Here is a 26983-nt window from a genome sequence, read left to right on the forward strand (position 1 = left end):
GTCCGCCGGCTTGACCGTCGACGCGTGGGAAGCAGCGCGCTCCGATTACGGTTGTGGGTAGATGCAGTGACCCTGACTTGAGGAGACATGCGGTGTCCGCGAATTTGGATGTGTCGTTACCGCCGCTGGTTGAGCCGGCCGCCGAGCTGACCCGCGAAGAGGTGACCCGTTACAGCCGGCACCTGATCATCCCGGACGTCGGTGTGATCGGGCAGAAGCGGCTCAAGAATGCCAAGGTGCTGGTGATCGGCGCCGGCGGGTTGGGTTCACCGACCCTGCTCTACCTCGCCGCCGCGGGAGTCGGCACCATCGGCATCGTCGAATTCGATGTCGTCGACGAGTCCAACCTGCAGCGGCAGATCATCCACGGCCAGTCCGACATCGGGAAGTCCAAGGCGCAGAGCGCCAAGGAGTCGATCGTCGAGATCAACCCGCTGGTCCAGGTGAACCTGCACGAGTTCCGGCTGGAGCCCGACAACGCGGTCGAACTGTTCAGCCAGTACGACCTGATCCTGGACGGCACCGACAACTTCGCCACCCGCTATCTCGTCAACGATGCTGCGGTGCTGGCGGGCAAGCCCTACGTGTGGGGTTCGATCTACCGGTTCGAGGGCCAGGTGTCGGTGTTCTGGGAGGACGCCCCCGACGGACTCGGCTTGAACTACCGCGACCTGTATCCCGAACCGCCGCCTCCGGGCATGGTGCCCTCGTGTGCCGAGGGCGGTGTGCTGGGCATCCTGTGCGCCTCGATCGCGTCGGTGATGGGCACCGAGGCCATCAAGCTCATCACCGGTATCGGCGAGCCGCTGCTGGGCCGGCTGATGGTGTACGACGCCCTGGAGATGTCCTACCGGACCATTCGCATCCGCAAGGATCCGGCCACCCCGAAGATCACCGAGTTGATCGACTACGAGGCGTTCTGCGGGGTGATTTCCGACGAAGCGACTGAAGCTGTCAGGGGCTCGACCATCACTCCGCGCGAGCTGCGCGAGCTGCTGGACTCGGGCAAGCCGCTGGCGTTGATCGACGTCCGTGAACCCGTCGAGTGGGACATCAATCACATCGAGGGCGCCGAGCTGATCCCGAAGCCCACGTTCGAGTCCGGTGAAGCGCTGTCCAAGCTTCAGGTTGACCGCACCCCGGTGTTGTACTGCAAGACCGGTGTTCGCTCGGCCGAGGTGCTCGCGATCGTCAAACAGGCGGGTTTCTCGGATGCCGTGCACCTGCAGGGCGGAATTGTGGCGTGGGCCAATCAGCTCGAGCCCGACATGGTCATGTACTGACGGCCGGTTTGCGGGGTTACACCTTAGGCTGAGCTCGTGAGTGTGGAACGACCGCCGGAACATGTGCTGGCGGCGTTCGGCCTGTCCGGGGTTCGCCCGGTTCCGCTCGGTTCGGGCTGGGAGGGTGGCTGGCGCTGCGGAGAAGTCGTCCTCTCGATGGTCGCCGACCACGCCCGCTCGGCATGGTCGGCGAAGGTTCGTGAGACGTTGTTCGTCGACGGGGTGCGGCTGGCCCGGCCCGTGCGCTCCACCGACGGTCGCTACGTGGTCGCCGGTTGGCGCGCCGACACCTTCGTCGCAGGTACTCCCGAACCGCGCCACGACGAGGTGGTCTCGGCGGCGGTGCGGCTGCACGAGGCCACCGCGAAGCTCGAGCGCCCCCGATTCCTGACCCAGCCCCCGGTCGCGCCGTGGGCCGACGTCGACGTGTTCATCGCGGCCGACCGCGCGGCATGGGAGGAACGGCCACTGCACTCGTTGCCGTCCGGGGCCAGGGTCGCACCGGGCTCGTCGGACGGGCAACGGTCTGTCGAGCTGATCAACCAACTGGCAGGGCTGCGCAGGCCGACCAGGCTCGCGAGTCAATTGGTGCACGGTGATCTGTACGGCACAGTGCTTTTCGCGGGGGCGGCGGCACCGGGCATCACCGACATCACGCCGTATTGGCGGCCGGCGTCCTGGGCGGCCGGCGTGGTCGTCGTCGATGCGCTCTCGTGGGGTGACGCTGACGACGGCCTCATCGAGCGCTGGGATTCGCTGCCGGAATGGCCGCAGATGTTGCTGCGCGCGTTGATGTTCCGGCTTGCAGTGCATGCGTTGCACCCGCGCTCGACCGCTGCTGCGTTCCCGGGCCTGGCCCGCACCGCGTCGTTGGTGCGGTTGGTGCTCTAGGCCTCAGCCGAGCGCCGCGGTGATCTCGGGGATGGGCCGCAGGTGTTCGTTGAGGATCGCGATCACCTCGTCGACGGAGTTGTGTGTCAGCGCAGCGATGATCGCGCGGTGCTGGCGGTCGATTTCCGGTAGCCGCTGCGGACGAATCTGCATGGCGCGCACGGCGACCCGCTGTTGTCGGGAACGCAGGGCGTCATAGAGTTCGGTGAGGACCGAGTTGCCGTGTGCGTCGACGATGGTGCGGTGAAAGGTGCGGTCCAGGCGTGCCACCGTGAACCAGTCCTCGGCCCGGCCGGCCTCTTCCATCTGACCCGCGAGGGTCTCCAGATCAGGCGGCGCGCCGGCCTCGGCGATGCACAGTGCGCTCGCCGCGTGGCCTTCGATGAGTCGCCGCGACGCGTAGACCTCTTCCATTTCGCGGCTCGTGACGCTGCGTACCTGGGCACCGCGTCGCGGCAGGAGATCGATGAACTTCTCGGAATTGAGCCGGTGAAAGGCCTCACGTACCGGGGTGCGAGAGGTTCCGACCGACTCTGACACCCACACCTCGTCCAGGAACCGCCCGCCCGGCAGCGTGCCCTTGATGATCTCGTCGCGCACCCACTCGTAGACGCGGTCGCGTGCGGATTGGGGAGCGGCGGGCTCGTCGGCCGCGATGGACATCGTCACTCCCTTCGTCACCGGCACTGCAAGAGTACTGGACACACTGTGCACATCTTGTGTATACACAAAGTGTACGCAGCGTGTGGCCCGTGCCACAGCGGCGAGCCGGCGACGCCGGCGGCTCGTCCACCAGGTCAAACCTTGAAGCAAACACGAAGCAACGGAGGACAAATGACGCCGGATCGCCGCTATGCAGTGTGGTTGTCAGGGCCCAACGTGGCCGCCGCCGAGATCGCCCGCCAGACGGGATTCGGTGCGGTCGTACTCGACATCGAACACGGCACCTTCGACCTCGCCGATCTCGAACGATTCATCCCCTTCGTCAAGGCGATCGGCATGGAAGTGGTCGCCAAGGTGCTTGCGCCGGAGCGGGGGCCGATCCAGCAGGCCCTCGACTTCGGAGCGGACGTTGTGGCGATTCCCCACGTCGAAAACGCCGTTCACGCCCGCGCGGTCACCGCTTTCGCGAAGTTCCCGCCCCGCGGTGACCGCAGTTTCGCGGGCGGCCGCACGGCTGCCTACGGCGGATTCACAGATGAATGGGTTCGCGCTCAGGACCGGCAGACCCGGTGCTACCCGATGATCGAAGATGCCGGGGCGATCGAGCAGATCGACGCCATCCTGGCGCTCGATACCGTGGACGGTGTGTTCATCGGGCCGTCGGATCTGTCCCTGCGCCGTGAGCGGGGTGCCTACCGGCGCACCGACGGCGACTTCGCCGACCTCGGACGTATTGCGGCCGCCGCGCGCGACGCCGGAAAACGGTGGGTGCTGCCCGCGTGGACACCCGAGGAGAAACGTTTCGCGATCGAACACGGCGCCGATCAGGTGGTCGCCGCCATGGAGCACGGTGCGCTCGCGGCCGGGTTCTCGGCTGCCTACGCCGAAGTCGCCGCGTTGGCCCCGGTCCGCGTCTGACCAGCCACGATCATGAACAACGTTGACACGCAACGCGTCACCGACCACGGTGCGCCCACCTCCGGGACGGCCGGACGTGCTCGCTGGTACATGGCCGGATTGCTCGGCGTGGGGATGTTCGTCAACTACATCGACCGGGTCAACCTCTCGGTCGCCACCCCGGCGATCATGGCGGATTTCGACATCTCGGCTGCGCAGATGGGCGTTGTCTCATCGGCGTTTCTGTGGACCTACGCGATGCTGCAGATGCCGATCGGTTCGATCATCGACAGGATCGGGGTGCCGTGGGTCAACCGGGTCGGCACATTCCTGTGGGCGGTGGCGTCATTCCTGTCGGCCGCCGCGGGCGGCCTCGGACTGCTCATCGTCGCGCGGCTGCTGCTCGGTGTGGGTGAGGCGCCGACCGTTCCGGCCGGCTGGAAAGCGATCGGTCAGTGGTTTCCCAAACACGAACGGGGCACGGCCACTGCGATATTCGACGGCTGCGCCAAGATCTCCAACGTCGTCGGGATACCGGTCATGGCATTCCTGGTGTCGACGTTCAGCTGGCACGCCGCGTTCCTGTTCACCGGTGTGCTCAGCCTGCTGTTCTTCGTCGCCTGGTGGCTGCTGTACCGCTCGCCCACCGTGGCCGTGGCCGAGGGGCGGATGTCGGCCGACGAGCTGGACTACCTCTGCCGGGGCGGTGCGGAAGACGAGAACACCGTCACCGCCGGCTCGCTGCGCGGCGTGGGATATCTGTTGCGGCGGCGTAAGACGTGGGGGCTGGCCCTCGGCTACGCCTCCTACACCTATGCCTACTACGTGCTGCTGACCTGGCTGCCGGGGTACCTGGAGCATCAGTTCGGGGTCAACCTCCTCAAAGGTGGCTTCTACACCATGATTCCGTGGCTCGTCGCGGTCATCGCGCAGTTCGTGGTGGCTGGGGTGTTGATGGATCGGTGGGTGGCGCGAACGGGCCAGGTGACCAAGGTGCGGCGCATCGTCCTGGTGGTCAGCATGCTGGCATCGCTGGCGGTGACGGGGGCCGCGTACTCGCAGTCCATTGCGGTGGCCATCGTCTTTCTGTCGGTCGGCGCTGCGGGACTTGCTGTTTCGGTGCCCGCAGGCGCCAGCATCGTCTCGCTCATCGCGCCCGCAGGGTACACGGGGACGCTGGGCGGAGTGGTGAACTTCATCGCGAACCTGATCGGGATCGCGGCGCCGATCGTCACCGGGGCCGTCGTCGACCGCACGGGCTCGTTCGCCGGCGCCTTCATCGTGACCGGGGCCGTCCTGATCGCCGGAATCTTCTGTTACACGGTGGTCCTCGGCAAGATGGATCGCATGCCCGCACCCGCCTGACCACCGTCATCGACACATCACTAGGAGGATCATGGTTGTCTGCGCCATCGCCCAATTCGCTCCGGGCGAGGACAAATCCGCCAATATCGCCACCATCACCCGGCTGGCCACAGAGGCACGGGGACGCGGCAGCGATCTGCTCGTGTTGCCCGAGTATTCGATGTTCACCGTGCCGGCCATGGACGAACGGTTCCTCGCTTCCGCCGAAGCGGTCGACGGTGTCTTCGTCTCGCAGCTCAGGGATCTGGCCAAGCGCAATTCGCTGGCGATCGTGTGCGGCATGAACGAGGTCACCGACGACCGCTCCCAGATCCACAACACACTGCTCGCCATCGACGGTCAGGGCGCCATCGCGGCGTCGTATCGCAAACTGCATCTGTACGACGCATTCGGTTACCGCGAGTCGCAGTACGTCCGGCCCGGGCCCGTCGAACCGCCCGAGATCTTCACCGTCGGCGGCCTCAACTTCGGCCTGCAGACATGCTACGACCTGCGTTTCCCCGAAGTGACACGGCGACTGGTCGATGCCGGTGCCGACGCCGCCGTGATACCCGCCGAGTGGGTTCCCGGGCCGCTCAAGGAGGACCACTGGCAGACCCTGCTGCGCGCCAGGGCGATCGAGAACACCATCTACGTGGTCGCTGCGGACCAATGCGGCGTCGCGGGAGCCGGAAACAGCATGATCGTCGACCCGATGGGAATCGTGGTCGCTGCGCTGGGTGAAGAAGAGGGTTGCGCGACTGCACAACTCGATCACGCAAGGATCGAGCGGGTACGGGCGAAGAACCCCGCCCTGGCGCTGCGACGGTTCAGCGTGGTGCCGGCCAGTGTCCCGGCGACGACGGGATGACGGTTAGAAGGTGTGCCGGTACTCCCGCAGCGGCACCCGGCCGTCGACCGCCAGCACCCCTTCCGCGCGTAGCCGTTCGAGTTGGCGGGTGGCCAGATGGGGAGCGGGCCGGCCCGACGCGGTGATCACGCGGTGCCAGGGCAGGTCGGAGGAGTCGGTGCGCATGATCCAGCCGACGATGCGCGGACTGGAAAGCTCTGCCGCATCGGCGATGTCGCCGTAGGTCGACACCTTTCCCGAAGGGATCGCGGCCACCAGCGTGCGCACCAGCTCCACCTGCTCCTCGGTCACCGCGGGCATTGACTACCCCAGCCGGTCCCGGATGACCGCCGCGGTTTCGGCGGGCTTGGCCTGGGCCACCATGTGATCGCAATCCCAGTCCACCAGATCGAAATTCGGCCCGAGATGGTCCGCGAGCGCCCCGATCAGCGCATCGCGCGCATAGGGCGGGCTGGTGCGGGTGGCGCGCACCAGGACCGTCGGAATGTGACTGGGCGGCAAGGAAACCGGTCGGGCCAGCTCGCTCCAGTAGGACAACATCGCCGGGATGCTGATCCGCCATCCCCATCGGCCGCCGGGCAGCTCGACCAGGTGCTCGTCGAGATCCCGGTCCAACTCGGCAGGTGCGACGTCACCCCACGAACCGTTGGCCTTCTCGGCCCGCGCCTCGGCGCGGTCCGGATAGTCCGGCGAGGCCATCATGCTCTCGGCGATCTCACGCATCCACTCGCCGTCGAGTCCCACCGCGGGATCCAACAGCACGAGCCCACTGACCAGGTCCGGGCGGGCCGCAGCAAAATTGAGCGCCAGCGCACCGCCGAACGAGTGCCCGACCACCAGCGTCGGCTCCTCCAGCAGGGCCGCCAGCGCGGCCGCGTTGGCATCGAGCGTCCAGGGCGCCGCCCACGACGAGCGGCCGTGGCCGATCAGATCCGGTGCGGCGATCGAGAACTCCGGCAGATACTGCGTGGCCAGCGTCTGCCATCGCCGGCCGTGACCGGTCAGGCCATGGAGGAGGAGCAGTTGCGGCGGTCCCGGCGGACCGTAACGGTGCACATGCATGACGTCGGCTGACACACCGTTGATGCTGCCAGTCCGGCCGTCGGTCGATGCGGTCGGGTTCCTCCGCTCCGCTACTTGTCGGTGTGGTCGCGCCAATCCGCTCCGCTACTTGTCGGTGTGGTCGCGCCAATCCGCTCCGCTACTTGTCGGTGTGGTCGCGCCAATCCGCTCCGCTACTTGTCGGTCCCCTCTGGTGTCATGCTCACCATGACCGCACGACACGTCGAGCGCATCGGGCACCAGGACCGCCCGACCGGCACGGCACTTCTCGAGCCCGGGCAGGGCGGTGTGGTGCGCCTGCTCGGTGGGCCTGGTACCGGCAAGACCACGCTGCTCGTGGACACCGCCGCGGCACACATCGCGGCCGGCGCCAATCCCGAATCGGTGCTGCTGCTGACGGGTTCGGCCCGGCTCCGGACCCAGGCCAGGGCCGAGATCACCGCACGGCTGCTCGGGGCAGGCGAGCGCGGCGTGGTGCGCGAGCCGCTGGTCCGCACCATCCACTCCTACGCCTTCGCGCTGTTGCGGCTGGCCGCCCAGCGCAACGGGGATCCGCCACCGCGGCTGATCACCAGTGCCGAACAGGACGGCATCATCCGCGAGCTGCTGGCGGGCGATCTCGAGGACGGGCCCGATTCGACGGTCGGCTGGCCAGAGCAGTTGTGGCCGGCGCTGAGCACCGCGGGTTTCGCCACCGAGCTACGTGATCTGATGGCACGGTGCACCGAGCGCGGGGTGGATCCGCTTGCCCTGCAACGGCTCGGCCGGTCGGCGCGCCGCCCCGAATGGCTGGCCGCGGGGCGCTTCGCGCAGGCCTACGAACAGATCATGCTGCTGCGTGCGGCGGTCGGGATGGCCGCCCCGCAAGCGACCATTCCGGCACTTGGCGCTGCCGAGCTGGTCGGTGCTGCCCTGGAGGCCCTCGGCACCGACGCGGATCTGCTGGCCGCCGAACGCGCGCGCATCAGCGTGCTGCTGGTCGACGATGCCCAGCACCTCGACCCGCAGGCCGCGCGGCTGGTGCGGGTGCTGGCAGCGCGTAGCGGGTTGACCGTCATCGCGGGGGATCCCGACCAGTCGGTGTTCGGCTACCGCGGTGCCGACCCGGTGTTACTGCGCGACGACACCCATCCGGCGATCATGCTGAACCAGTCCCACCGTTGCGCACCCAAGGTGGCATCGGCCATTTCCGGGATCGCACAACGGCTGCCCGGCGTCGCCGCCACCCGGCAGTTGGTCGGCAATGCCGACGCCGGGGAAGGTTCGGTGACGGTTCGCCTGGCCGCCTCCGTGCATGCCGAGAACACCTTCATCGCCGACGCGCTGCGCCGTGCCCACCTGGTGGACGGCATCGCCTGGTCGGACATGGCGGTGATCGTGCGTTCGGTGCCTCGCGTCGGCACCACACTGGCCCGCGCACTGCAGGCCGCAGGCGTCCCGGTGCAAGCGGCAGGCTCCGGTCTGCGGTTGGCCGACCAGCCCGCCGTCGCGGCGCTGTTGACGGTGCTGGCCGCCACCGCCGCGGACGGCCTGGACGGCGAAGCCGCGCTGTCCCTGTTGACGGGCCCGATCGGGCGCGTCGACCCGGTCACCCTGCGCCAGCTGCGGCGGGCGTTGCGGCGCATCGACGGCTCCACTCCGCCACACGGCTTCGGCGACCTGCTCGTCGCAGCGATCGACTCCGAACCCGCGGGGCTGTCCGCCGAGCACGCCAAGCCACTGCGTCGGCTGCGGTCGGTGCTGACCGCCGCACGGCGCAGTGCCGACAGCGGTGCGGACCCGCGCTACACGCTGTGGCAGGCCTGGCATGCATGCGGGCTGCAGCGCCGGTGGCTGGCGGCCAGCGAACGCGGAGGCACCGTCGGCGCCCAGGCCGACCGCGACCTCGACGCCGTGACCGCACTCTTCGATGTGGCCGATCAGTACGTGACCCGAACCGCAGGTGCCACCCTTGGCGGCCTCATCGACCATGTCGCGACGCTCGGCACGCCGGTTTCCCCGGTCGAGCAGAGCGTCCAGGCCGACGCGGTCGCGGTGGTCAGCGCTCATGCGGCGCTCGACCGCGCGTGGGACTTCGTCGTGATCGCCGGTGTGCAGGAAGGGCTGTGGCCCAACACCATTCCCCGTGGCGGCGTGCTCGGCACCCAGCACCTCGTCGACGTGCTCGACGGCGTCGCCGACGTGTCCGACCGGTCGGTGTCGACCCGAGCCCCGTTGATCGCCGAAGAGCGTCGGCTCCTGATCGCCGCCATGGGACGGGCCCGCAGCCGGTTGCTGGTGACCGCGGTCGACAGCGATGCCGGTGATGAATCGTTGCTGCCGTCGCCGTTCTGCACCGAGCTGGCCGAGTACGCCACCGAGGCGGTCGCCCTGCCTCCGCTCGCCGCGCCGCGAGTACTCGCACCGGCCGCGCTGGTGGGCCGGCTGCGATCGGTCGTGTGCGCGCCCGACGGGGCGGTGGCCGACGACGCACGTGCCTGCGCGGCAACCCAATTGGCCAGGCTGGCCGCTGCCGGGGTGCCCGGCGCTGATCCCGCGCAGTGGCACGCGATGACCCCGCTGTCCACCGACGAGCGGCTGTGGTCGGACGCCGACCACGTGGTGCGGCTGTCACCGTCGACGCTGCAGATGCTCGCTGACTGCCCCTTGCGCTGGCTGCTGGAACGGCACGGTGGCAGTGACGGCCGCGATGTCCGCTCCACCGTCGGCTCACTGGTGCACGCATTGGTCGCGGACTCGGCCAAGACCGAGAGCCAGCTCGTCAACGAACTGGAAAAGGTCTGGGAGCAACTGCCTTTCGATGCACAGTGGTATTCGGACAACGAATTGGCCCGGCATCGCGCCATGTTGGAGACCTTCGTACGGTGGCGGGCCGACAGCCGGCGTGAGCTCACCGAGGTCGGCACCGAGCTCGACGTCGACGGTGAACTCATCGCGCCCGGTGACGACGCGCCGGGGGTGCGGGTGCGGGGCCGGCTGGACCGGTTGGAACGGGACGAAGCCGGGCGGCTGGTGGTCGTCGACCTCAAGACCGGCAAGAGCCCGGTCTCCAAGGACGATGCGCAGCGCCATGCCCAGCTGGCCATGTACCAGCTCGCCGTCGCGGCCGGTCTGCTGCGTGACGGCGATGAGCCCGGCGGCGGTCGATTGGTATACCTGGGTAAGGCCGGTGCCGCGGGTGCCACTGAACGGGAACAGGATCCGATGACGCCGGAGTCCCGCACCGAATGGCTCGGTACGGTGGGCAGCGCGGCCGCGGCGACCGCAGGGCCCGAGTTCCTCGCCCGGGTCAACGACGGCTGCGCTAATTGCCCGGTGCGCTCGGCCTGCCCGGCCCAATCGAACGGAGAGCGGTCATGACGGCGCTCGCGACGCCGCAGTACAGTCCGGCCGAATTGTCCGCCGCCCTGGGCCTGTTCCCGCCGACCGAGGAGCAGGCCGCGGTGATCGCTGCGCCGCCCGGACCGCTCGTGGTGATCGCCGGGGCCGGTGCCGGCAAGACCGAGACCATGGCGGCCCGCGTGGTGTGGTTGGTCGCCAACGGTTTCGCCACTCCCGCACAGGTTCTCGGGCTCACGTTCACCCGCAAAGCCGCGGGGCAACTGCTGCGCCGGGTGCGCACCCGGCTGGCCCGGCTCGCGGGGGCCGGCCTCGCGCCGGAGGCAGGCGACGATGCGGGCGAGTCGGCCACCGTCAGCACCTACCACGCCTTCGCGGGCACACTGCTGCGTGAACACGGCCTGCTGCTGCCCGTCGAACCCGACACCCGGCTGCTCAGCGAGACCGAGCTGTGGCAGCTCGCATACGACGTGGTGTGTGCGCATCCCGGCGAGCTGGCGATCGACAAGACCCCTGCCGCGGTCACCGCGATGGTGTTGCGGTTGTCGGGCGCGCTCGCCGAGCATCTCGTCGACACCGACCAGTTGCGGGACACCCACGTCGAATTGGAACGGCTTGTGCACACGCTGCCTGCCGGGCCCTATCAACGTGACCGCGGGCCCAGCCAGTGGCTGCTGCGGATGCTGGCCACCCAGACCGAACGCACCGAGCTGGTGCCGCTGATCGACGCACTGCACGCGCGCATGCGTGCCGACAAGGTGATGGACTTCGGGATGCAGATGGCGGCCGCGGCCCGGCTGGCGTCACGTTTTCCGCAGGTGGGCGAGCAGCTGCGGGAGCGCTACCGGGTGGTGCTGCTCGACGAGTACCAGGACACCGGACACGCTCAGCGGGTGGCACTTTCGGCGCTGTTCGGCGGGGGAGCCGACGACGGCCTTGCGCTCACCGCGGTCGGCGACCCGATCCAGTCGATCTATGGGTGGCGCGGCGCCTCGGCAACCAACCTGCCGCGGTTCACCACCGATTTTCCCTACTCGGACGGCACCCCGGCGCCCACCCTCGAGCTGCGGACCAGCTGGCGCAATCCGCCCAGTGCGCTGCATGTCGCCAACGCGGTGTCGGCCGAGGCGCGGCGGCGGTCGGTGACGGTGCGCGAGCTGCTGCCGCGGCCCGATGCGGAGCCGGGCACCATCCGGTGTGCGCTGCTGTCCGATGTCGAAGCCGAACGCGATTGGGTGGCAGACCATTTGGCGCGGCGCTACCACGGTGCGATGGCCGGTGGAACGCCCGCCCCTACGGCGGCGGTGCTGGTTCGGCGCAACGCCGACGCCGCGCCGATGGCTGACGCACTGACCGCGCGCGGTGTGCCCGTCGAAGTGGTCGGTGTGGCCGGGTTGCTTGCGGTACCCGAGGTGGCCGATCTCGTGGCAATGCTGCGACTCGTGGCCGATCCCGCCGCTGGGTCCGCTGTGATGCGTATCCTCACCGGACCGCGGTGGCGGTTCGGTGCGCGCGACATCGCTGCGTTGTGGCACCGCGCGGTGGAGCTCGACGACCGTCCGGCGGGAGAGCAGACCGCCGCGGACATCGTGGCGCAGGCCGCTCCCGACGCCGACGCCGCGTGCCTGGCCGATGCCATCTGCGATCCTGGGGCCGCCGAACAGTATTCGCCGAAGGGCTATGAGCGGATCGTCGCCCTGGGGCGGGAATTGACCATGCTGCGTGCCCATCTGAGCCATCCGCTTCCCGAGTTGGTCGCCGAGGTGCGCCGCGTGCTCGGCCTGGATGCCGAGGCGCGGGCGGCCCGCCCCGTGGCGGCGGGCTGGGTAGGAACCGAGCATCTCGACAGGTTCACCGACCTGGTCGCCGACTTCGCCGCGCGGTCGGGCGCATCGGTGTCGGCGTTGCTGGCTTACCTCGACGCCGCAGTCACCGTCGAGAACGGCCTGGCCCCAGCAGAATTGGCAGTATCGCACGATCGGGTGCAGATCCTCACCGTGCACGCCGCGAAAGGCCTGGAGTGGCAAGTGGTGGCCGTGCCACACCTCAGCGGGCGCGTGTTTCCGTCGACCGCGTCGCAACGCACCTGGCTCACCGACTCCTCGGATCTGCCGCCGTTGCTGCGCGGCGATCGCGCGACGATGTCCGAGATCGGCGTGCCGGTACTGGACACGTCGGATGTCAACGACCGGAAGATCCTGTCGGACAAGATCTCCGACCACAAGCGCAGTCTCGAGCAACGGCGCATCGACGAAGAGCGCAGGCTGCTGTACGTCGCGATCACCCGCGCCGAGGACACCCTGCTGATCTCGGGGCACCACTGGGGAGCCACGGAAAGCAAACCGCGCGGCCCGTCGGAGTTCCTCACCGAGATCAAGACCGTCATCGACGATGCCGCCGCGGACGGCAGACCGTGCGGTGAGATCGAGCAGTGGGCGCCTGACCCAACGGCAGGTGAGACCAATCCGCTGCGGGACAACGCGGTCGAAGCGACGTGGCCCGCCGCACCCGGATCCCGGCCCGAGGTGAACAGGGGCGCCGAACTGGTGGCCGGCGCAATGGCCGGCGACCTGCCCGAGTCCGGCGGTGCCGACGACCATCCGCTCGCCGTCGACGACGGGTGGGCCGCCGACGTCGATGCGCTACTGGCTGAACGTGACCGGGAACCGCAAGCTCCGGTCGTCGAACTACCCGGTCAGGTGTCGGTGAGCACGCTCGTCGAATTGAGCCGGGACCGGCAGGCCGCCTTGCAGCGGATTCGTCGTCGGCTGCCGCAGCGTCCCGATCCGCACGCCTTGCTGGGCACCGCATTCCACGAATGGGTGCAGCGCTACTACCACGCCGAGCGGCTGTTCGATCTCGACGACCTGCCCGGGGCGGTGGACAGTGACAGCGGCCGTGACGTCGAGGAGGAGCTCTCGGCGCTGCAGGATGCCTTCGTGATGTCACGCTGGGCGGCCCGCACCCCGATCGAGGTGGAGGTTCCGTTCGACATGGTCATCGGCGCCAGTGTGGTCCGAGGCCGTATCGACGCGGTCTTTGCGGGCGACGACGGCACCACCACGGTGGTGGACTGGAAGACGGGCGACCCGCCGACCACGCCGGAGGCCAAGCAACAGGCGGCCATTCAGCTCGCGGTCTACCGGCTGGCGTGGGCGGCACTGCGGGGCTGTGCGCCGGACTCGGTGCAGGCCGCGTTCCACTATGTCCGGTCGGGGCAGACCGTCAGCCCAGATGGGCTACCCGGGGCCGAGGAACTTGCCGCGTTGCTGGCCCAGCAGGACGCTCAGGAGTTGCGGTAGACCTTCAGCGCCGACGTGACCATCGGGATCTGCAGGGGCAGCCGAGCGATCGCGCCGATACGCATCGGCCACGGTTTGTTCCACCACAACCGGACCATGTTCACGTTGGCGGGAAACACCGCGACGAACAACGTCACGGCCGCCAGCGCGCCGAGGCGCCGCGTGCGTGGTGCCGCCAACAGCGCTCCCGTCGCCAACTCGCCGACTCCGGAGGCATACGTATAGAAGCGCGGGGTGCCGGGCAGCTCGGTCGGGATGATGGTGTCGAACGGTTTGGGTGCGGCGAAATGCAGCACTCCCATGCCGAGCAGGAGCGCGGCGAGGCGGTGGGCGGTCGTTGCGGCGGCAGTCCGCTGTGGCTCGGGTGCGGTCATGGTTACATTGTGGCGTGCGTCTGATCGGATCGATCCCGGCACGGCACCGGGCGCTTTGCTCGATGACGGGGTCACGTGGCTAAAGGCAGGCTGCGGCGCCGGCTCGCCGCGATCGACGAAAGTCTGACCTCGCGGCCCGACGCCGCGCTCACGGACGTGCTCCGCATCCCCGAGCCGTTCGTCAGTCCGGGCCGCCGCATCGCCATGCGGGTGCTTTACGCACTGGGAGCGCTGTTCGCCGCGGTGCTAATCGTCTATCTCGACCGCTACGGATACCGCGACGTCGACAGCACGCCCAACGCCAACGACCCGCTGTCGTTCCTGGACTGCCTGTACTACGCGACCGTGTCGCTGTCCACCACCGGATACGGCGACATCACGCCCTACACCGACTCCGCGCGGCTGGTCAACGTCCTGGTGATCACGCCGCTGCGCGTGGCGTTCCTGATCGTCCTCATCGGTACCACGGTGGAAACGCTGACCACCCAGTCGCGGCAGGCGCTGAAGATCCAGCGATGGAGGAGCAGAGTGCGTAACCACACCGTCGTCATCGGATACGGCACCAAGGGCCGCACCGCCGTCGCAGCCATGGTCGGCGACGAGGTCGCGCCGGCCGACATCGTCGTCGTCGACGAGAACGCCTCGGCGCTCGAACGCGCCAAAGGTGCCGGTCTGGTCACCGTGCACGGCGATGCCACCAAATCCGACATCCTGCGGCTGGCCAGTGCCCAGCACGCCAAGTCGATCATCGTCGCGACCGACGACGACGCCAGCGCCGTGCTGGTCACCTTGACCGCCCGCGAGCTCGCCCCCAAGGCGAAGATCATCGCCGCCGCCCGGGAAGCCGAGAACCAGCACCTGCTGCGGCAGTCGGGTGCGGATTCGACCGTGGTGTCCTCGGAGACCGCGGGCCGCCTGCTGGGCATCGCGACGCAGACGCCCAGCGTGGTGGAGATGATGGAAGACCTGCTGACGCCCGATGCCGGGTTCGCGATCGCCGAGCGTGAGGTCACCCCGAAGGAGGAGGGCGGCTCACCGCGGCATCTGCACGACATTGTGCTGGGTGTCGTCCGCGACGGCCATCTGGTCCGGGTCGACGCTCCCGAAGTCGACGCGCTGGAAGCTGGCGACCGACTGCTCTACATCCGCAGCGCGGATGCCGAGCGGTGACCGGGATACGTTGATGCACTTTCAGTTACGCAACGTTCCGCTGCTCTCCAGGGTCGGGGCCGACCGCGCCGACGTGCTGCGCACCGACATCGACGCAGCGACCGCGGGGTGGGCCGACGCGCTGCTGCTCCGGGTGGACCGACGCAACCAGGTGCTCATCTCGGAGGGCCGGGTGGTGCTCGGCAAGGCCGCCGCGATCGGTGACAAGCCGCCCGAGCACGCCGTGTTCCTTGGCCGCCTGCACGACGGCCGGCACGTGTGGGCGGTACGCGGTGCGCTCGAGGGGCCCGAGGATCCCGACGCCGAGACCGAGGTGCTCGATCTGCGCCGCGCCGGCCAGGTCTTCGACGACACCAGCGCGCAACTCGTGGCGACCGCGACGGCCCTGCTCAACTGGCACGACAACGCGCGGTTCAGCGCGATCGACGGAGCGGCGACCAAGCCCATCAAGGCCGGCTGGTCCCGCGTCAACGCGCACAACGGTCACGAGGAGTTTCCCCGCATCGACCCGGCGGTGATCTGCCTGGTCCACGACGGTCACGACCGTGCGGTGCTCGCTCGTCAGACGGTGTGGCCCGAGCGGTTGTTCTCGATCCTGGCCGGGTTCGTCGAGGCCGGGGAGTCCTTCGAATCCTGCGTCGTGCGGGAGATCTCCGAAGAGATCGGCCTGACCGTCACCGATGTGCAGTACCTGGGCAGTCAGCCCTGGCCGTTCCCGCGCTCGCTCATGGTCGGATTCCACGCGTTGGGTGACCCGGAACAGCCCTTCTCGTTCAACGACGGCGAGATCGCCGAGGCCGAGTGGTTCACCCGGGCCGAGATCCGCGATGCGCTCGAACACGGCGATTGGAGCAGCGAATCCCCGTCCCGGCTGTTGCTGCCGGGGTCGATCTCCATCGCCCGCGAGATCATCGAGTCCTGGGCCGCCCTCGACTGACCTCGCGCGTCACTTCACGTTGACTTGGCTGCCTCCCGCAGGAGGCCTCGCGCCGCGTCATGGCTTATGTTCAGTCGGTTCGACAGCAGTTCGAACCATGACCTTGCTCCATGAGCCGCCGGCGTAGTCAATGCCTTGAGGCGGGCGATGGCCTTGAGTTGGGCTTCGTGCGCCAGGCGCTCAGCTTCAACACACTGGCGAAGCGCGTCGCGCGGCTCCGCATCACTCATCGACGCCAACGAACGCCGATCGAATGTGGGGATCGCATGAACTAGTTCGGTCATGAATCGAACACTAGTTCGATGGTCTGACAGAGTTGATCGACCCGGAAGACTCAGCCGAGCTTGGCTTTGACCTGCTTGATGCTCGGGTTGGTCAACGTGGATCCGTCGGCGAACTTGACCGTCGGGACGACATGGTTGCCGCCGTTGACCGAGCCGACAAACTCCGCGGCGGCCGGGTCGGCCTCGATGTCCACCTCGGTCCAGGCGATGCCCTCGGACTTCAGTGCCATCTTGAGCCGGGAGCAGTAGCCGCACCATGTGGTGGTGTACATGGTCAGCGCGGGAGATGCAGCAGTCATAGTTCACACAACGTAACTGACGCGACCGGCATGCCCGCTAGTCTCCCTCACCGTGACGTAATTCACCGGGTCGAACGGAAACGGAGTGACCATGGCCAGGCTCGTACCCGCAGTTGCCGGTGACCCGCATGCACTCGACGAGCTCAGGCTGCAGGTCCGCCGGTTCGTCGCCGAGGAGCAGAGTGCCGGCCGGGTCGGGCGTTATGCCGACAGCTGGCTCACCGGGTGGGACGAAGACTTCAGCCGCGCACTGGCCGCCCGCGGGTGGATCGGGATGACGGTGCCGGTCGAGTACGGCGGGCACGGCCGTAGCCACCAGGAGCGGTTCGTGGTCACCGAGGAACTGCTGGCCGCCGGCGCTCCCGTCGGCGCACATTGGATCGCCGACCGGCAGATCGTCCCGTCGCTGCTGAAGTACGGCACCGAGGTGCAGAAGCGGAAATTCTTGCCCGCCATAGCCAAAGGCGAGTGCTACTTCGGGATCGGGATGAGCGAGCCGGATTCGGGCTCGGACCTGGCCAGCGTGCGCACCAAGGCCGAGCAGGTCGACGGCGGTTGGCACGTGAGCGGTGCCAAGGTGTGGACGTCGGGTGCGCATCTGGCGCATGCGTTCATCTGCCTGGCCCGCACCGCACCGGTCGACCCCGCGCACCGCCATGACGGGCTCAGCCAGTTCATCGTCGACCTGCGGGCGCCCGGCGTCGACATCCGGCCCATCGTTTCGATGAACGGCAAACACCACTTCAACGAGGTCATCCTCGACGGCGTGTTCGTGCCCGACGACATGGTGTTCGGCGCCGTCGGCGACGGCTGGCGCCAGGTGACCTCGGAGCTCAGCTTCGAACGCAGTGGGCCAGAACGGTTTCTGTCGACCTTCCCACTGCTGGCAGCAGTTGCGGGGCACATGGCCGACGGTGCGTTGCCGCGACATACCGACCTAGGCCGTCACGTCGCGCGGATCGCCGGACTGCATCAGATGTCCTTGGCCGTCGCGGGCGCGTTGGAGCGGCACGAACCTGCCGACACCGCGGCCGCCGTGGTGAAGGTGCTCGGCACGGCGACCGAGGGCGACATCGCCGACTTCGCCGATCTGCTCGGTGACGTCGACGACGACGCGTACCGCGCCATGCTTGCCGACGCCGTCGTGCAACGCCCCGGGTTCACCCTGCGGGGCGGCACCAATGAGATTCTGCGTGGTGTGATTGCGCGGGGACTGGGGATGCGCTGATGAGCGCTTGCGCGAAGAAGAGACAGCGCTGATGAGCGCTTGCGCGAAGAAGAGACAGCGCTGATGAGCGCTTGCGCGAAGAAGAGAGTGCTGATGACGGTGGATCCGGACCTGGCGGACATGATGTCGGCGGTGTGCGCGGCCCACCGAGAGGCGCATGAGCGTGGCGCAGGCGTGGACGAACTGTGGGCGCAGCTGACCGAGCTCGGCCTGGTCCGTCTGACCGGGTCCGAGGAATCGGGCGGCAGTGGGGCCGGGTGGGTCGAGGCGGCCGAATTACTGTGTGCCGCAGCGTTTCACGGAGTGAGCGCGCCGGTGGCAGAACACGACCTGCTGGCCTGCTGGTTGCTGGAGACCGCGGGGCTGCCGATCGACGCGTCGCGCCGGACCGCATGCCTGCTCGACGCGGCCGGCGCGGCCCGCGGGGTGCCGTGGGCCGCGACGTCAGAACGCGTCGTGGTGATTTGGCACGACGGCGCAGCGCATCAGATCGCAGACGTCCAGTCCTCGGCATTGTCGGTCACGCCGGGCCGCAACACCGCCGGAGAACCCCGGGATGCCGTCGCGGTGGACGTCGCAACGCTCACCGGAACCCCGGTGCCCGACGCAGTGGTTGTGCAGTGCCGGTTGCGGGCCGCGCTGATCAGGGCCATCCAGGTGTGCGGCGCGCTCGACCGCATCTTGGAGCTGTCGGTCGCGCATGCCGGTGAACGGATCCAGTTCGGCAGGCCGTTGGCGAAGTTTCAGGCCGTGCAGCATCTGGTCGCCGACATCGCCGCGGAAGCGGCGCTCGCGCGTGCCGCCACCGAGGGCGTGCTGGCCGAGGCGGTGCGCACCGACTGGACTTCGGAAAGTCTCGATTTTCTTGTTGCAGTGGCACGTTCGTGCGTCGGACACGCAGCGTCGGTGGGGGTGCGCAATGCACACCAGGTTCACGGTGCGATCGGTACCACGCGTGAACATCGTCTGCACGAATTCACTCTGCCCGCGCTGGCCTGGCGTTCGGAGTACGGCTCGGTGCAGTACTGGGACGACAAGCTGACCGATCACGCCACCGCTGCGGGTGTCGACGGGCTGTGGCCGTTGGTCACCGGCACCTCCTGACGATACGACGGGATGTCGCCGTCAGGACACCGGATGTCCTATGGGACCATGGGCATCATCTGTCGATGGGAGGTGTGATGAGCGGCCTGTTGCGTGCTGTGCGTCAGCAGAGGGGAATGACGCTCGAAGAACTCGCCGAAGCGACTGGTCTGACCAAGAGCTACCTGTCGAAGGTCGAACGGCAGCGCTCGACGCCGTCGATCGCCGTGGCGATGAAGGTGGCGCAGGCGCTTGAAGTGGATGTGGCGCAGCTGTTTTCCGAAGATCCAGCGGTGACGACTTTGACGGTCGACCGTGCCGGCGAGCGGCCGGCCAGTCGCTATCACGCAGTGGCGACCGCCATGCTCGGAAAGTCGATGTCGCCGTTCATCGTTCGTCCCACGCTCAAGTTCGCCGACCATCCGCATCCCGAACATGCGGGGCAGGAACTGGTGTTCGTCCATGCGGGCACCGTCGAAGTGCGCTACCAGGACGAGCTGATCACCCTGCAGGCCGGTGATTGTGCGTATTTCGACGCGTCACTACCGCATCAGCTGCGTCAGCGAGGGAGTGAACGTAGTGAGGTGCTCGTAGTGACGCACCATCACCCGCGCCGATGACGCGTTGAAATCCGACGAGCCCCCGCCTTTTCGGGTGGGGGCTCAGTCATGTGTGTGGTAGTCAACTCTCTTGACTGTAGGACACAATGTGTCCTACCGTATCGGTGTGTCACCTGGTACTACTCCGGAAGGCGGTGTCGATATGACAAGCACGCTTGGTGATTCGAAACATGTCCTGATGCAGCGCGCGCTGGACGGGATGGCAACCCACATCGAGGAATCGCCCCTGACGACGCGGCAGAAACTGGCGCTGACCTGCCGGGCGTTGTTCGACGCGGGACATGACTCGGGGCTTGCCGGCCAGATCACCGCGCGGGCCGAGCAGCCGGGCACGTACTACACGCAGCGGCTGGGCCTCGGGTTCGACGAGATAACGGACGAGAACCTGCTACTCGTCGACGAAGACCTCAACGTACTCGACGGGAACGGAATGGCCAACCCTGCCAACAGGTTCCACACCTGGATCTACCGGGCGCGGCCCGACGTGCAGTGCATTGTGCACACGCACCCGTTCCATGTGGCAGCGCTTTCCATGCTGGAAATTCCATTACAGGTGTCGCAGATGGACATCGCCCCCTTGTACGACGACTGCGCGTTCCTGGCGGACTGGCCCGGAGTCCCCGTCGGCAACGAAGAAGGCGAGATCATCAGTGCGGCGCTCGGTGACAAGAAGGCCATCCTGCTGGCTCACCACGGGCATGTGATCGCAGGCGCCAGCATCGAGGAATCGTGCTCACTGGCGATGCTGATCGAACGTGCCGCCAAACTGCAACTCGCGGCAATGGCAGCCGGCACCATCGCCGAGCTGCCGCCCCGGCTGGCACGTGAGGCACATGACTGGACGTTGCGTCCCAAACGCAGCCAGGCCAACTTCGCCTATTACGCGCGGCGCGCACTCGTCCGCCACCCCGACGCCATCGCCAGCTGACAAACAAAGGAACAAACATGCCCACAGCCGAAATCCACGGCATCATCGCCTATCCGGTCACCCCGTTCACCGCGGACGACGAGCTCGACACGGGCAAGCTCGCCGCCCTGGTCGAACGCCTGGTGGCCGACGGAGCACATGCGATCGCCCCACTGGGCAGCACCGGCGAATCCGCCTATCTCACCGAAGCCGAGTTCGACGCGGTCATCGACATCACCATCGACGTCGTCGGCCGCCGCGTGCCGGTCATCATCGGCGCCTCGGACCTGACGACTGCCAACACCATTCGCCGCGCCCGGTACGCCGAACGCGCCGGGGCCGACGCTGTCATGGTGCTGCCGATCTCGTATTGGAAGCTCTCCGAACGCGAAATCGCCCAGCACTACGCCGCGATCGGCGCCGCCATCGGAATACCGATCATGGTGTACAACAACCCCGCGACGAGCGGCATCGACATGCGTCCCGAACTGCTGGTGCAGATGTTCAAGGACATCGACAACGTGACCATGATCAAGGAATCCACCGGCGACCTCACGCGCATGCTACGGATCGCCGAACTCAGCGGCGGGCAGTTGCCCTTCTACAACGGCAACAACCCGTTGGTGCTCAAGGCCTTCAACGCGGGCGCCAAGGGCTGGTGCACCGCCGCGCCCAACCTGCGGCCGCAACAGTGCCTGGACCTCTACGACGCGACCCGGGCCGGCGACGGCGCCCGGGCCGAGTCGTTGTACGAGGAGCTGCGGCCGCTGCTGGAGTTTATCGTGGCCGGTGGTCTGCCCACGACGGTCAAGGCCGGCCTCGAGCTGCTGGGCCAGGGTGTCGGTGATCCGCGCCCGCCGCTGTTGCCGCTCGACGACACCGGTCGCGATGAGTTGCGTCGGCTCCTTGCCTGATCCCGGCCGCGCGGTCCGGCAAGAGATTAATGTTCGTCGTATGCCGGAGCGGGTGGAAGACGGTGCGGGCTATCCGACGGCCCGCACCGTCGAGGATTTCGCGCACAATCTGGCGGTGGTTTCCGCGCGGATCGAATCCGCACTGCGTCGTGCCGGGCGCGAGGGTGAGGCCGTGCAGTTGTTGCCGGTGAGCAAGACGGTGCCGGAGGACCGCATCAGGCTCGCCGCGGCCGCCGGGTGCACGGTGTTCGGCGAGAACAAGGTGCAGGAAGCCAAACGCAAGTGGCACAACCTGTCTGACCTCGACGTCCAGTGGTCGGTGATCGGTCATCTCCAGACCAACAAGGCCAAGGATGTTGCCGAGTTCGCCGCGGAGTTCCAAGCCCTCGACAACGCGAGGGCGGCCGAAGCCCTGGATCGGCGCCTGCAGGCGCTCGGCCGGCAACTCGACGTGTATGTACAGGTGAACACGTCGGGGGAGCAGTCGAAATACGGTCTGCCGCCGGACGCGGTCATCGACTTCCTCAAAACCCTGCCGTCCTACAGCGCACTGCGGGTCCGTGGGCTGATGACGATCGCGCTGCTGAGTTCCGATATCGAGCGGGTCCGGCCGTGCTTTCGACTGCTGCGCAGGCTGCGCGATCAAGCCCGCGAAGCGGACTTGATCGGGGACGGCGGACTGTCGATGGGAATGTCGGGCGACTACGAGGCGGCCATCGAGGAGGGCGCCACCTGCGTGCGGGTCGGGCAGGCCATTTTCGGGGCCAGGGCACTGCCGGACAGCCACTACTGGCCGACGCCGACGGCCGAGGAGCCGCCACGCCCGCAGTGACTTCTCGCCGACCACTGTTTCTAGAGTGGACCCGAGGAGGCTCCCGATGAAACTGACGGCCGAAGAAGAAGCCATCGTCGCGACGGTCCGCGACTTCGTGGACAAGCAGGTCAAGCCGGTCGCGCGGGAGCTCGAGCACGCCGACACCTACCCCGAAGAGCTGATCGAAACCATGAAGGAGATCGGCATATTCGGTTTGGCGATTCCCGAACCGTACGGCTTCGGCGCGGTGTCCATGCCGTGCTACGTGCAGGTGACCGAGGAGCTTGCCCGGGGCTGGATGAGTCTGGCCGGCGCGATGGGTGGGCACACCGTGGTCTCGAAATTGCTGCTGTTGTTCGGCACAGAGGAGCAGAAGCAGCGCTACCTGCCCCGGATGGCCACCGGCGAACTTCGCGCCACGATGGCGCTCACCGAACCCGGGGGCGGATCGGACCTGCAAGCCATGCGCACGGTCGCGCGCAAAACGGGTGACACCTACGTCGTCAACGGCTCCAAGACCTGGATCTCCAATGCGCGGCGCTCGGATCTCGTTGCGCTGCTGTGCAAGACCGATCCGGACGCGCAGCCGCCTCACAGAGGCGTGTCGATTCTTCTGGTCGAGAAGCTGCCGGGGTTCGAAATCTCCAAGGATCTGCCGAAATTGGGCTACAAGGGTGTCGAGAGTTGTGAGCTCAACTTCACCGACTGCCGTGTCCCCGCCGGTGCGCTGCTGGGCGACGAAGAGGGCCGCGGGTTCGCCCAGATGATGAAAGGCCTTGAGGTGGGCCGCCTGCAGGTCGCGGCGCGAGCCACTGGAGTGGCGCGGGCCGCGTTCGACGATGCCTTGCGGTATGCACAGGATCGCGAGAGCTTCGGCAAGCCCATCTGGCAGCACCAGTCGGTCGGAAACCTGTTGGCGGACATGGGAACCAAACTGTCCGCCGCGCGTTCGCTGCTCATGGGTGCGGCAGAGAAGTTCGATGCGGGCGAACGCTGCGACATGGAGGCGGGTATGGCCAAGCTGTTCGCGTCCGAGACGGCGATGCAGATCGCGCTCGACGCGGTGCGCGTGCACGGCGGCTACGGGTACTCGACCGAATACGACGTCGAGCGGTATTTCCGGGACGCACCGCTGATGATCGTCGGCGAGGGCACCAACGAAATCCAACGCAACGTCATCGCCAAACAACTCGTGGCACGCGGCGGTCTCGACCTCTGACGGTCACGAACCTCGCCGCACGAGCAGTGACCGCGTGCGCGTCGGGGCGCCTTCGGGGAGGTCGGCGAGGATGTCGGCGAGCGTGACGGCGCCGAGGCTGGTACGCCACGCCTGATGAGCGTCGGCCATCTTCACGGCAAGGATGCACTCGTGCCGGCACCAGCTGGCGGGTAGCGCGCCGCGACCCTGCTGCCGGATCTCGCGGCATTCGTACGGCGCCGCCGCTCCGTCGACCGCCTCGACGATCTGTAGCAGCGTGATGTCGGCGGGCGCACCTCCGAGCCGGAATCCACCCCGGGGGCCGGTGGTCGCGGCCAGCAGGCCCGCCCGGGTCAGCGCCTGGAGTTGCTTGGCGAGGTAGGCCGCGGGCAGGTCGAAGTACTCCGCGAGATCGGCGGCCGATGCCGTGGTGCCGGGCTCGAGCTGAGCCAGCGACGTCGCGCAGTGCAGCGCCCACTCGGTCGCCACGGGAAGTTTCACAGGCCTGATTCTATTACAGAGATTACGGACCTATAGTGTCCGAGATAGGGAACGCACAGAACGGAGACATCATGCGAATCGCAGTGGCGGGCGCGACGGGGAACATCGGGACGCGGCTGGTGGCCGCCCTGCAGCGGTCAGGCCACGAGGTCGTGCCGATCAGCCGGGCGCGTGGTGTGGATTTGACCACGGGAGCCGGACTCGACGCGGCCCTTTCCGGTGTCGAGGCGGTCGCGGACGTGATGAGCGCGCCGCCCGGTGACCGCGACCGCACTGTCGACTACCTCGGGACTGCGACCCGCAACCTGCTCGCCGCCGAGCAGCGCGCAGGTGTCGGGCATCACGTGTTGCTCTCGATCGTCGGCATCCACGACATCGACGGCAATCCGCACTACGCCGGCAAGCGCGAGCAGGAGCGCTTGGTCGAGGCCGGACCGGTGCCGTGGACCATCGTGCCCGCCACACAGTTCCACGATTTCGCCGAGATGGTGGTCAGCTGGACCGAGCAGGACGGCACCGCGCCGATCGCGCCGCTGCTCGTGCAGCCGATCGCCCCGGACGATGTGGCCGACATCCTCGCCGAGGTCGTCACGGCAGCGCCGCAGGGCCGCCACGCCGACGTCGCAGGGCCTGCCACGCAGGATCTCGTCGACATGGCGAGGCGGACCCTGGCCGCACGTGGCCGCACCGTGACCCTGGTGCCGACGTGGGAGGCGGTGTTCGGCCTGGAAATGGCCGGTAACGCGCTGCTGCCCGGTGCCGGCGCCCGCATCGCGCCGACGACGTTCGAGGACTGGTTGGCCCAGCAGCGGTAGGTGCGGGCACCGCGGGTGTCGGTGCCGGCTGCCATCATGGACGCCATGCCGTTAGAGGCTCCCTCTCCGACCTTGGGCGATCTCGACGAAGAACAGCGTGAAGCGGTGCTGGCCGCGCGCGGGCCCGTGTGTGTGCTCGCCGGTGCGGGCACGGGCAAGACCCGCACCATCACCCGCCGGATCGCGCACCTGGTCGCGGGCGGCCACGTCGCCGCCGGCCAGGTGCTCGCGGTGACGTTCACCGCGCGCGCGGCAGGGGAGATGCGCGGGCGGCTGCGCCAGCTCGGGCAGGAGTCCGGGGTGCCCACCGGTGCGGTGCAGGCGGTGACGTTCCACGCGGCGGCCCGCCGGCAGCTGCAGTACTTCTGGCCCAGGCTGGTCGGCGACACCGGTTGGGAGCTGCTCGACAGCAAGTTCGCGGTGGTGGCCCAGGCCGCGAACCGGGCCCGCATGTCCACCAGCACCGACGACGTGCGCGACCTCGCGGGCGAAATCGAGTGGGCCAAGGCCTCTTTGATCACGCCCGAGGGCTACAGCGCGGCGGTCGCAAAGGTCGGCCGCGACATCCCGTTCGACGCCGCCAAGGTCGCGGCGGTCTATGCGGGCTACGAGGCACTCAAGGCACGCGGTGACGATGTCCTGCTCCTCGATTTCGATGATCTGCTGCTGCACACGGCAGCCGCGATCGAGAACGATCCCGCGGTCGCGCAGGAGTTCCGGGACCGCTACCGCTGTTTCGTCGTCGACGAATACCAGGACGTGACGCCGCTGCAGCAGCGGGTGCTCGACGCGTGGCTCGGTGACCGCGACGATCTCACGGTCGTCGGGGACGCGAACCAGACCATCTATTCGTTCACCGGGGCCACCCCGCGTTATCTCCTGGACTTCTCACGGCGGTTCCCCGACGCCGCCGTGGTGCGGCTGGAGCGTGACTACCGGTCCACTCCGCAGGTCGTGTCCCTGGCCAACCGCGTGATCGCCGCCGCGCGCGGCCGGATGGCGGGCAGCAAGCTGCACCTCGTCGGCCAGCGAGACCCAGGGCCGGAACCGACGTTTTCCGAACATCCCGACGAGGTCGCCGAGGCCACCGCGGTCGCCAAGGACATCAAGCGGCTCATCGAATCCGGAACTGCGCCTGCCGAAATCGCCGTGCTGTACCGGATCAACGCGCAGTCGGAGGTCTACGAGGAGGCCCTGACCGAAGCCGGTATCGCGTTCCAGGTGCGTGGCGGGGAAGGGTTCTTCAGCCGCCAGGAGATCCGCCAGGCGTTGGTCGCGCTGCAGCGCTTCGCTGAACGCGACGTTCCCGAGGACAACCTGCCGGCCCTGGTGCGTGAGCTGCTCGAGCCGCTCGGCCTGACCACAGAACCCCCGGCAGGCACCAAAGCCCGGGAACGCTGGGAGGCGCTGACCGCGCTCGCCGAACTGGTCGACGAGGAAGTCGCGGTTCGGCCCGACCTGGACCTGCGTGCGCTGGTCGCCGAGCTGCGCCAACGGGCCGATGCCAGGCACCCGCCGGTGGTGCAGGGCGTGACGCTGGCGTCGCTGCACGCCGCCAAGGGCCTGGAATGGGACGCGGTGTTCCTGGTCGGTCTGGCCGACGGCACCCTGCCGATATCGCATGCATTGGCGCACGGCCCGGACAGTGAACCGGTCGAGGAGGAACGCAGGCTGCTCTATGTCGGGGTGACCCGCGCGCGCGTGCACCTGGCGTTGAGCTGGGCGCTCGCGCGCACACCCGGCGGCAGGCAGGGGCGGCGGCCGTCCCGGTTCCTCAACGGCATCGCCCCGCAGACGCCTGGTAACAAGACCGCAGGCCCGGATCGGCCCCGCCGGCAGCGCGGCGCGACGCCACGGTGCCGTGTGTGCAACGCCGTGTTGACCCAACCGGCCGCGATCCTGCTGCGCCGCTGCGAGACGTGCCCGTCCAACCTCGACGACGAGCTCCTCGCCGAGCTCAAGGATTGGCGGCTGCGCATCTCCAAGGAGATGAAGGTGCCGGCGTTCGTGGTGTTCACCGACAACACGTTGATCGCCATCGCCGAATCACTGCCGACCGATGACGCGGCGTTGGTGGCCATCCCGGGAATCGGAGCCCGCAAGCTCGAGCAGTACGGCGAAGATGTGCTCGAGTTGGTCACCGGACGGGTGAAAGCCCGCCAGAATTCGACAAAATAACGCCAAAAC

General features: G+C 68.0%; 25 protein-coding genes. 18 read left to right on the forward strand and 7 right to left on the reverse strand.

All coding sequences use genetic code 11. The features are described from left to right. Window positions 1–104 precede the first annotated feature (104 nt). Window positions 105–1283, forward strand: a complete 1179-nt coding sequence (moeZ, locus tag G6N67_RS24000) for an adenylyltransferase/sulfurtransferase MoeZ (RefSeq protein WP_110798450.1) — start codon at window positions 105–107, stop codon at window positions 1281–1283. 36 nt (window positions 1284–1319) lie between these two features. After that, window positions 1320–2174, forward strand: coding sequence for a TIGR02569 family protein (locus tag G6N67_RS24005; RefSeq protein WP_036428314.1), 855 nt, complete (start codon window positions 1320–1322; stop codon window positions 2172–2174). Window positions 2175–2177: 3 nt separating this feature from the next. Here G6N67_RS24005 and G6N67_RS24010 read toward each other — a convergent pair whose 3' ends face one another. Further along, on the reverse strand, window positions 2178–2837 hold the full coding sequence (locus G6N67_RS24010) for a GntR family transcriptional regulator (RefSeq protein WP_051578418.1): 660 nt from the start codon (window positions 2835–2837) through the stop codon (window positions 2178–2180). A gap of 171 nt (window positions 2838–3008) precedes the next feature. Here G6N67_RS24010 and G6N67_RS24015 point away from each other — a divergent pair, with 171 nt between their 5' ends. From G6N67_RS24015 to G6N67_RS24025, 3 genes are read left to right on the forward strand one after another with little or no spacing between them, the layout of a single operon-like run. Further along, a complete protein-coding gene (locus G6N67_RS24015) occupies window positions 3009–3755 on the forward strand; it encodes an HpcH/HpaI aldolase family protein (RefSeq protein ID WP_036428313.1) in 747 nt (248 codons plus the stop codon). A gap of 12 nt (window positions 3756–3767) precedes the next feature. After that, a complete protein-coding gene (locus tag G6N67_RS24020; RefSeq protein WP_051578417.1) occupies window positions 3768–5099 on the forward strand; it encodes an MFS transporter in 1332 nt (443 codons plus the stop codon). Between the two features lie 31 nt (window positions 5100–5130). Continuing rightward, window positions 5131–5949 (forward strand): carbon-nitrogen hydrolase family protein, encoded by an 819-nt coding sequence (locus G6N67_RS24025; RefSeq protein WP_036428311.1) that lies wholly within the window; start codon window positions 5131–5133, stop codon window positions 5947–5949. Between the two features lie 3 nt (window positions 5950–5952). On the opposite strand, the gene G6N67_RS24030 is transcribed toward G6N67_RS24025, so the two are convergent. Beyond that, window positions 5953–6249: an MGMT family protein gene (locus tag G6N67_RS24030; protein WP_036428309.1), complete on the reverse strand. Its 297-nt coding sequence runs from the start codon at window positions 6247–6249 to the stop codon at window positions 5953–5955. A gap of 3 nt (window positions 6250–6252) precedes the next feature. After that, window positions 6253–7011, reverse strand: coding sequence for an alpha/beta fold hydrolase (locus G6N67_RS24035; RefSeq protein WP_081812584.1), 759 nt, complete (start codon window positions 7009–7011; stop codon window positions 6253–6255). Window positions 7012–7218: 207 nt separating this feature from the next. On the opposite strand from G6N67_RS24035, the gene G6N67_RS24040 reads away from it, so the two are divergent. Together G6N67_RS24040 and G6N67_RS24045 are read left to right on the forward strand one after the other, a co-directional pair. After that, window positions 7219–10371 carry an ATP-dependent helicase gene (locus G6N67_RS24040; protein ID WP_051578840.1) on the forward strand — a complete coding sequence of 1051 codons (3153 nt, stop codon included), beginning with the start codon at window positions 7219–7221 and terminating at the stop codon, window positions 10369–10371. Further along, window positions 10368–13652, forward strand: a complete 3285-nt coding sequence (locus G6N67_RS24045) for an ATP-dependent helicase (protein ID WP_036428306.1) — start codon at window positions 10368–10370, stop codon at window positions 13650–13652. The genes G6N67_RS24040 and G6N67_RS24045 overlap by 4 nt, the downstream gene beginning before the upstream one ends. On the opposite strand, the gene G6N67_RS24050 is transcribed toward G6N67_RS24045, so the two are convergent. Further along, a complete protein-coding gene (locus G6N67_RS24050) occupies window positions 13637–14026 on the reverse strand; it encodes a DoxX family protein (protein WP_036428304.1) in 390 nt (129 codons plus the stop codon). The two genes, G6N67_RS24045 and G6N67_RS24050, sit on opposite strands and share 16 nt — an antisense overlap. 75 nt (window positions 14027–14101) lie before the next feature. On the opposite strand from G6N67_RS24050, the gene G6N67_RS24055 reads away from it, so the two are divergent. Together G6N67_RS24055 and nudC are read left to right on the forward strand one after the other, a co-directional pair. Next, window positions 14102–15196, forward strand: a complete 1095-nt coding sequence (locus G6N67_RS24055; RefSeq protein ID WP_036428303.1) for a potassium channel family protein — start codon at window positions 14102–14104, stop codon at window positions 15194–15196. 13 nt (window positions 15197–15209) lie between these two features. After that, window positions 15210–16133, forward strand: coding sequence for an NAD(+) diphosphatase (gene nudC, locus G6N67_RS24060; RefSeq protein WP_036434183.1), 924 nt, complete (start codon window positions 15210–15212; stop codon window positions 16131–16133). A 14-nt stretch (window positions 16134–16147) separates the two neighbouring features. Here the strand turns inward: nudC and G6N67_RS24065 are convergent, their stop codons facing one another. Together G6N67_RS24065 and G6N67_RS24070 are read right to left on the reverse strand one after the other, a co-directional pair. Continuing rightward, a complete protein-coding gene (locus tag G6N67_RS24065) occupies window positions 16148–16417 on the reverse strand; it encodes a hypothetical protein (protein ID WP_131524542.1) in 270 nt (89 codons plus the stop codon). 50 nt (window positions 16418–16467) lie between these two features. Continuing rightward, the gene (locus G6N67_RS24070) at window positions 16468–16716 is read right to left on the reverse strand and encodes a mycoredoxin (protein WP_036428302.1); all 249 of its coding nucleotides are present in this window, start codon (window positions 16714–16716) and stop codon (window positions 16468–16470) included. Between the two features lie 85 nt (window positions 16717–16801). Between G6N67_RS24070 and G6N67_RS24075 the strand changes: the two genes are divergently transcribed. The 7 genes from G6N67_RS24075 to G6N67_RS24105 all read left to right on the forward strand — a co-directional run bounded on the left by G6N67_RS24075 (window position 16802) and on the right by G6N67_RS24105 (window position 23501). Continuing rightward, window positions 16802–17944 (forward strand): acyl-CoA dehydrogenase family protein, encoded by a 1143-nt coding sequence (locus G6N67_RS24075; RefSeq protein WP_110798316.1) that lies wholly within the window; start codon window positions 16802–16804, stop codon window positions 17942–17944. A 93-nt stretch (window positions 17945–18037) separates the two neighbouring features. Next, window positions 18038–19048: an acyl-CoA dehydrogenase family protein gene (locus tag G6N67_RS24080; protein WP_036434180.1), complete on the forward strand. Its 1011-nt coding sequence runs from the start codon at window positions 18038–18040 to the stop codon at window positions 19046–19048. Window positions 19049–19125: 77 nt separating this feature from the next. Continuing rightward, complete coding sequence (locus G6N67_RS24085; RefSeq protein WP_036428298.1) at window positions 19126–19647, forward strand: helix-turn-helix domain-containing protein; 522 nt, start codon at window positions 19126–19128, stop codon at window positions 19645–19647. 142 nt (window positions 19648–19789) lie between these two features. Continuing rightward, window positions 19790–20575 carry an aldolase gene (locus tag G6N67_RS24090; RefSeq protein WP_036428296.1) on the forward strand — a complete coding sequence of 262 codons (786 nt, stop codon included), beginning with the start codon at window positions 19790–19792 and terminating at the stop codon, window positions 20573–20575. A 17-nt stretch (window positions 20576–20592) separates the two neighbouring features. Continuing rightward, complete coding sequence (locus tag G6N67_RS24095) at window positions 20593–21468, forward strand: dihydrodipicolinate synthase family protein (RefSeq protein WP_036428294.1); 876 nt, start codon at window positions 20593–20595, stop codon at window positions 21466–21468. A gap of 40 nt (window positions 21469–21508) precedes the next feature. Beyond that, complete coding sequence (locus tag G6N67_RS24100; protein WP_036428292.1) at window positions 21509–22300, forward strand: YggS family pyridoxal phosphate-dependent enzyme; 792 nt, start codon at window positions 21509–21511, stop codon at window positions 22298–22300. A gap of 46 nt (window positions 22301–22346) precedes the next feature. Further along, the gene (locus G6N67_RS24105) at window positions 22347–23501 is read left to right on the forward strand and encodes an acyl-CoA dehydrogenase family protein (protein WP_036428290.1); all 1155 of its coding nucleotides are present in this window, start codon (window positions 22347–22349) and stop codon (window positions 23499–23501) included. 3 nt (window positions 23502–23504) lie between these two features. On the opposite strand, the gene G6N67_RS24110 is transcribed toward G6N67_RS24105, so the two are convergent. Beyond that, the gene (locus G6N67_RS24110) at window positions 23505–23981 is read right to left on the reverse strand and encodes an RrF2 family transcriptional regulator (RefSeq protein WP_036428288.1); all 477 of its coding nucleotides are present in this window, start codon (window positions 23979–23981) and stop codon (window positions 23505–23507) included. A 71-nt stretch (window positions 23982–24052) separates the two neighbouring features. Here G6N67_RS24110 and G6N67_RS24115 point away from each other — a divergent pair, with 71 nt between their 5' ends. Together G6N67_RS24115 and G6N67_RS24120 are read left to right on the forward strand one after the other, a co-directional pair. Further along, entirely contained in the window at window positions 24053–24796 is a 744-nt protein-coding gene (locus G6N67_RS24115; RefSeq protein ID WP_036434178.1) for an SDR family oxidoreductase, read from the forward strand. 36 nt (window positions 24797–24832) lie between these two features. Then, window positions 24833–26974, forward strand: coding sequence for an ATP-dependent DNA helicase UvrD2 (locus tag G6N67_RS24120; protein WP_036434176.1), 2142 nt, complete (start codon window positions 24833–24835; stop codon window positions 26972–26974). Window positions 26975–26983: the final 9 nt, after the last annotated feature.

Origin of the sequence: Mycolicibacterium mageritense, assembly GCF_010727475.1 — a bacterium.
In the GTDB taxonomy this organism is placed as follows: Bacteria; Actinomycetota; Actinomycetes; order Mycobacteriales; family Mycobacteriaceae; genus Mycobacterium; species Mycobacterium mageritense.

Bases quoted from the DNA above. Each gene is read 5' to 3' on its own strand.
- G6N67_RS24015 (WP_036428313.1), top strand. From the start codon at position 3,009: ATGACGCCGGATCGCCGCTATGCAGTGTGGTTGTCAGGGCCCAACGTG.
- G6N67_RS24095 (WP_036428294.1), top strand. From the start codon at position 20,593: ATGCCCACAGCCGAAATCCACGGCATCATCGCCTATCCGGTCACCCCG.
- G6N67_RS24010 (WP_051578418.1), bottom strand. From the start codon at position 2,837: ATGTCCATCGCGGCCGACGAGCCCGCCGCTCCCCAATCCGCACGCGAC.
- G6N67_RS24070 (WP_036428302.1), bottom strand. From the start codon at position 16,716: ATGACTGCTGCATCTCCCGCGCTGACCATGTACACCACCACATGGTGC.
- G6N67_RS24080 (WP_036434180.1), top strand. From the start codon at position 18,038: ATGACGGTGGATCCGGACCTGGCGGACATGATGTCGGCGGTGTGCGCG.
- G6N67_RS24030 (WP_036428309.1), bottom strand. From the start codon at position 6,249: ATGCCCGCGGTGACCGAGGAGCAGGTGGAGCTGGTGCGCACGCTGGTG.
- G6N67_RS24090 (WP_036428296.1), top strand. From the start codon at position 19,790: ATGACAAGCACGCTTGGTGATTCGAAACATGTCCTGATGCAGCGCGCG.
- G6N67_RS24035 (WP_081812584.1), bottom strand. From the start codon at position 7,011: ATGCATGTGCACCGTTACGGTCCGCCGGGACCGCCGCAACTGCTCCTC.
- G6N67_RS24105 (WP_036428290.1), top strand. From the start codon at position 22,347: ATGAAACTGACGGCCGAAGAAGAAGCCATCGTCGCGACGGTCCGCGAC.
- G6N67_RS24065 (WP_131524542.1), bottom strand. From the start codon at position 16,417: ATGACCGAACTAGTTCATGCGATCCCCACATTCGATCGGCGTTCGTTG.
- nudC (WP_036434183.1), top strand. From the start codon at position 15,210: ATGCACTTTCAGTTACGCAACGTTCCGCTGCTCTCCAGGGTCGGGGCC.
- G6N67_RS24100 (WP_036428292.1), top strand. From the start codon at position 21,509: ATGCCGGAGCGGGTGGAAGACGGTGCGGGCTATCCGACGGCCCGCACC.
- G6N67_RS24050 (WP_036428304.1), bottom strand. From the start codon at position 14,026: ATGACCGCACCCGAGCCACAGCGGACTGCCGCCGCAACGACCGCCCAC.
- G6N67_RS24020 (WP_051578417.1), top strand. From the start codon at position 3,768: ATGAACAACGTTGACACGCAACGCGTCACCGACCACGGTGCGCCCACC.
- G6N67_RS24025 (WP_036428311.1), top strand. From the start codon at position 5,131: ATGGTTGTCTGCGCCATCGCCCAATTCGCTCCGGGCGAGGACAAATCC.
- G6N67_RS24040 (WP_051578840.1), top strand. From the start codon at position 7,219: ATGACCGCACGACACGTCGAGCGCATCGGGCACCAGGACCGCCCGACC.
- G6N67_RS24120 (WP_036434176.1), top strand. From the start codon at position 24,833: ATGGACGCCATGCCGTTAGAGGCTCCCTCTCCGACCTTGGGCGATCTC.
- G6N67_RS24045 (WP_036428306.1), top strand. From the start codon at position 10,368: ATGACGGCGCTCGCGACGCCGCAGTACAGTCCGGCCGAATTGTCCGCC.
- G6N67_RS24115 (WP_036434178.1), top strand. From the start codon at position 24,053: ATGCGAATCGCAGTGGCGGGCGCGACGGGGAACATCGGGACGCGGCTG.
- G6N67_RS24085 (WP_036428298.1), top strand. From the start codon at position 19,126: ATGAGCGGCCTGTTGCGTGCTGTGCGTCAGCAGAGGGGAATGACGCTC.